Raw genomic sequence first — 4,108 nt, 5'->3', positions numbered from 1 at the left:
GTTGCCCAGCGCCGACCGTCCAACGTCAGGCGGCCATGGGCGCCGGGGCCGATTCCGGCATAATCGCCATAGCGCCAATAGATCAGGTTGTGCCGTGATTCCGCGCCGGGCCGGGCGTGGTTCGACACCTCATAGGCGGGCAGGCCAGCGGCGGCGCAGATCTCCTGCGTGGCCAGATACATGTCGGCGGCGCGGTCGTCATCGGGAAGGCCGCGCAGTCCGCCCCTTGCGTGCCGATCGCCGAAGGCCGTGCCGGGCTCGATCGTCAGCTGGTAAAGCGACAGGTGATCGACGCCCAGCGCCAGCGCCTGCCCAAGTTCTGCCTGCCAATCGGCAAGCAACTGGTCCTGCCTTGCATAGATCAGGTCGAAGCTCACCCGCTCGAACGTGTTGCGCGCGATGTCGAAGGCGGCGCGCGCCTCGGCCGCAGAGTGCAACCGGCCCAGACGGCCCAAGTCGGCATCGTTCAGCGCCTGCACGCCCAGCGATACCCGGCCCACGCCCGCATCGCGATACCCGGCGAACCGGCCCGCCTCGACCGAGCCGGGATTGGCCTCCAGCGTCACTTCCATGTCGTTCGCGCAAGGCCATGTCGCGCGCACGGTGTCCAGGATCGCGGCCACCAGGTCGGGTGCCATCAGGCTGGGCGTTCCGCCGCCGAAAAAGACGCTGGTCAGCGTGCGCGGGCCGGTTTCGGCGCCGATGCGGCGGATCTCGGACAGGTAGGCGCGTTGCCATTCGCCCATGTCGATGCTGGCCGCGACATGGGAGTTGAAGTCGCAATAGGGGCATTTCGACAGGCAGAACGGCCAGTGGACATACAGCCCGAAGCCGCCCGCCTGCCAGTCCTCAGCCGCCAATGGACCGCACCAGCTTTTCGAAGGCGCGGCCGCGATGGCTGATCCGGTTCTTTTCCCAGCGGTCCATCTGGGCAAAGGTCACGTCGAACCCGTCCGGCTGAAAAATCGGATCATAGCCGTGGCCCTGATCGCCGCGGCCCGGCCAGACGATGCGGCCTGGCACCTCGCCCACGAAAACCTCATCCTGCCCATCGGGCCAGCCGAGGACGAAAGTGCAGGAAAACCGCGCGGAGTAGGGCGCTGGCGTTCCGGTTGCCTGAAGCTCGCGCCAGACCCGTTCCATCGCCATTCCGAAATCGCGACCAGACCCTGTTTCGGCCCAATCCGCCGTATGCACCCCCGGCGCACCGCCCAGCGCATCGACCGAAAGCCCGCTGTCATCGGCCAGAGCGGGCAGGCCGGTGGCCTTGGCGGCGGCATGGGCCTTGATCCGGGCATTGCCGATGAAACTGTCCTCGGTCTCGGGGGGTTCGGGCAGGTTCATCTCGGCCGCGCCGACCACGGAAATGCCGTGCGGCTCCAGCAGATGCGCGATCTCTTCCAGCTTGCCGCGGTTGTGGGTCGCCACCAGCAGCCTGTCGCCCGTGAAACGGCGCATGGCTCAGCCCCCGACCGCTGCCCTTTGCGCCGCGACCAGATCGGCCACGCCCTGCTCGGCCAGCGCCAGCAGCTTGTCCATCTGCTCGCGCGAGAAGGTGGCGCCCTCGGCGGACATCTGCACCTCGATCAGCCGGCCCGAGCCGGTCATCACGAAGTTCCCGTCGACGCCCGCCTCGCTGTCTTCGGGATAGTCCAGATCCAGCACGGGCTGGCCGGCATAGATCCCGCAGGACACCGCCGCCACCGGATCGGTCATCGGGTCCGAGATCACCTCGCCCGTCTTCATCAGCTTGTTCACCGCCAGCCGCAGCGCCACCCAGCCGCCGGTGATCGCGGCGCAGCGCGTGCCGCCGTCGGCCTGGATCACGTCGCAATCGACGGTGATCTGCCGCTCGCCCAGCGCCACCCGATCGACACCCGCCCGCAGCGACCGCCCGATCAACCGCTGGATTTCCACCGTGCGCCCGCCCTGCTTGCCCACAGACGCCTCGCGCCGCATCCGCGTCGTGGTCGCGCGCGGCAGCATCCCGTATTCCGCCGTCACCCAGCCCAGCCCCGAGTTCTTGAGAAACGGCGGGACGCGCTCTTCCAGCGAAGCGGTGCAAAGCACACGGGTGTCGCCGATCCGGATCAGGCACGACCCTTCGGCATGTTTCGTCACGCCGGTCTCGATTGAAACGGGGCGCATTTCGCTTACATCACGGCCTGACGGGCGCATGGCATATCCTCTCTCGGGTTCGGCGCTTTGCTCCCACGAGAGGGGGGCCGATGCAAGCCCGATTGACGCAACGCTGCGTTGTCCTTTAATTACCGCGCTTTTCAGGAGGACTGCCGAAGGTGACCGAGACCCCGCGACTTCTCGACGAGATGAACGACCGCTCGCGCGAGGTCTTCCGCCGGGTGGTCGAGGGCTATCTGGAAACCGGCGATCCGGTGGGCTCGCGCACGCTGACCCGCACCATGAGCGAGAAGGTCAGCGCCGCCACCATCCGCAACGTGATGCAGGACCTGGAATTCCTCGGCCTTCTGGACAGCCCGCATGTCTCGGCCGGGCGGATACCCACGCAGCTCGGCCTGCGCATGTTCGTCGATGGCCTGCTGGAAATGCGCGAGCTTGAGAGCGAGGATCGAGAAAAGATCGACGCGACGCTGGACAGCAACGAACGCGATATGGGCGTGATGCTGGACCGGGTCGGCGCGGCGCTGTCGGGCGTGACGCGGGGGGCGTCGCTGGTCCTGGCGCCGAAACACGAGGCGCCGATCAAGCATATCGAGTTCGTGAGCCTTGCCCCCGACCGGGCGCTGACGGTTCTGGTCTTTGCCGATGGCCATGTCGAGAATCGCATCTTCGAGCCCGCGCCGGGCCAGACGCCGTCCTCCATGCGCGAGGCGGCGAATTTCCTGAACGCCCTGGCCGCCGGCAAGACCCTCAGCGAGTTGCGCGACGTGATGCAGGTCGAGATCGCGCGCCGTCGCCGCGAGTTGAACGAATTGGCCCGCGTGATGGTCGAGGCCGGGCTTGCCGTCTGGGAGAACAAGGGCGAGCCGCATGAGCGGCTGATCGTGCGCGGCCGGGCGAACCTGCTGGCCGACAGCGCCGAGGCCGAGGAACTGGACCGCATCCGCACCCTGTTCGACGATCTGGAACGCAAGCGCGACATCGTCGAGTTCCTTGAGCTTGCCGAGGAAGGCGAGGGCGTGCGCATCTTCATTGGCTCCGAAAACAAGCTTTTTTCACTTTCGGGTTCCTCTCTGGTGGTCTCTTCATATATGAACGCTGACCGGAAGATCATCGGAGCCGTTGGCGTGATCGGGCCGACCCGGCTGAACTACGGGCGGATCGTGCCCGTCGTGGACTATACGGCACAGCTGGTCGGAAAGCTGATTTCCGACCGGGGCAAGGGATAAGACATGGCTGACGCAGAGAAGAAAGAGATCGAGATCGACATCGAGGCGCCCGGAGACGAGAGCACGGAAGAGACCGACCAAGTCCAGGCCGACCCTGAGGCCGACGAGATCGCGAACCTCCGCGCCGAGCGGGATGAACTGCGCGACCGTTTCATGCGGGCGCTGGCCGATGCCGAGAACTCGCGCAAGCGGGCCGACCGCGACCGGCGCGAGGCCGAGAATTACGGCGGGGCCAAGCTCGCCCGCGACATCCTGCCGGTCTATGACCACCTGTCGCGCGCGCTGGATATCGTGACCGAGGAACAGCGCGAGGCGCAAAAGGCGTTCCTCGAAGGGGTCGAGCTGACCCTGCGCGAGCTGCTGAACGTCTTTTCCAAGCACGGGATCGAGCGCGTGGCGCCCGAGGTTGGCGATACGTTCGACCCGCAGATGCACCAGGCGATGTTCGAGGCGTCGGTGCCCGGAACGAAGGCCGGTGAGATCATCCAGGTGATGACGGTCGGCTTCACGCTGCACGACCGCCTGTTGCGCCCCGCGCAGGTCGGTGTGTCCTCGACGCCGGCCTCCTAGTCGCGGTCGGCAAGCGCCTTCAACGCGTACACCAGCTCCAGCGCCTCGCGCGGGGACAGCTCGTCGGGATGCACCTCGGCGAGCATCTGTTCCAGGGCAGAAGGGCGGTTCTGCGGCGGGGCGGCCCGGACCGCCGAGAACAGTGGCAGATCGTCGATCAGCCCCCTTTG

At 66.8% G+C, this 4,108-nt stretch carries 5 protein-coding genes; 2 read left to right on the top strand and 3 right to left on the bottom strand.

Features of this window, described 5'->3' with window-relative positions; all coding sequences use genetic code 11:
• From hemW to rph, 3 genes are all read right to left on the bottom strand, one after another.
• On the bottom strand, window positions 1-860 hold an 860-nt coding region (hemW, locus tag ENN83_RS11480), incomplete at its 3' end, for a radical SAM family heme chaperone HemW (protein WP_287187169.1).
• Entirely contained in the window at window positions 850-1,458 is a 609-nt protein-coding gene (gene rdgB, locus ENN83_RS11475; protein ID WP_287187167.1) for an RdgB/HAM1 family non-canonical purine NTP pyrophosphatase, read from the bottom strand. The genes hemW and rdgB, both read right to left, overlap by 11 nt.
• A 3-nt stretch (window positions 1,459-1,461) precedes the next feature.
• Complete coding sequence (gene rph / locus ENN83_RS11470) at window positions 1,462-2,178, bottom strand: ribonuclease PH (RefSeq protein ID WP_287187164.1); 717 nt, start codon at window positions 2,176-2,178, stop codon at window positions 1,462-1,464.
• A 149-nt stretch (window positions 2,179-2,327) separates the two neighbouring features.
• Here rph and hrcA point away from each other — a divergent pair, with 149 nt between their 5' ends.
• Together hrcA and grpE are read left to right on the top strand one after the other, a co-directional pair.
• Window positions 2,328-3,368 carry a heat-inducible transcriptional repressor HrcA gene (gene hrcA / locus ENN83_RS11465; RefSeq protein WP_414707656.1) on the top strand — a complete coding sequence of 347 codons (1,041 nt, stop codon included), beginning with the start codon at window positions 2,328-2,330 and terminating at the stop codon, window positions 3,366-3,368.
• 3 nt (window positions 3,369-3,371) lie between these two features.
• Entirely contained in the window at window positions 3,372-3,938 is a 567-nt protein-coding gene (grpE, locus tag ENN83_RS11460; protein WP_287187160.1) for a nucleotide exchange factor GrpE, read from the top strand.
• Window positions 3,939-4,108: the final 170 nt, after the last annotated feature.

The organism is Rhodovulum sp. (assembly GCF_011048875.1).
Classification (GTDB): Bacteria; Pseudomonadota; Alphaproteobacteria; order Rhodobacterales; family Rhodobacteraceae; genus Rhodovulum; species Rhodovulum tesquicola.
The sequence above is the reverse complement of the archived record's forward strand: the minus strand, read 5'-3'. Positions and strand labels throughout refer to the sequence as shown.

Coding starts and splice junctions, on each gene's coding strand:
- rdgB (WP_287187167.1), bottom strand. CDS start 1,458: ATGCGCCGTTTCACGGGCGACAGGCTGCTGGTGGCGACCCACAACCGC.
- rph (WP_287187164.1), bottom strand. CDS start 2,178: ATGCGCCCGTCAGGCCGTGATGTAAGCGAAATGCGCCCCGTTTCAATC.
- hrcA (WP_414707656.1), top strand. CDS start 2,328: ATGAACGACCGCTCGCGCGAGGTCTTCCGCCGGGTGGTCGAGGGCTAT.
- grpE (WP_287187160.1), top strand. CDS start 3,372: ATGGCTGACGCAGAGAAGAAAGAGATCGAGATCGACATCGAGGCGCCC.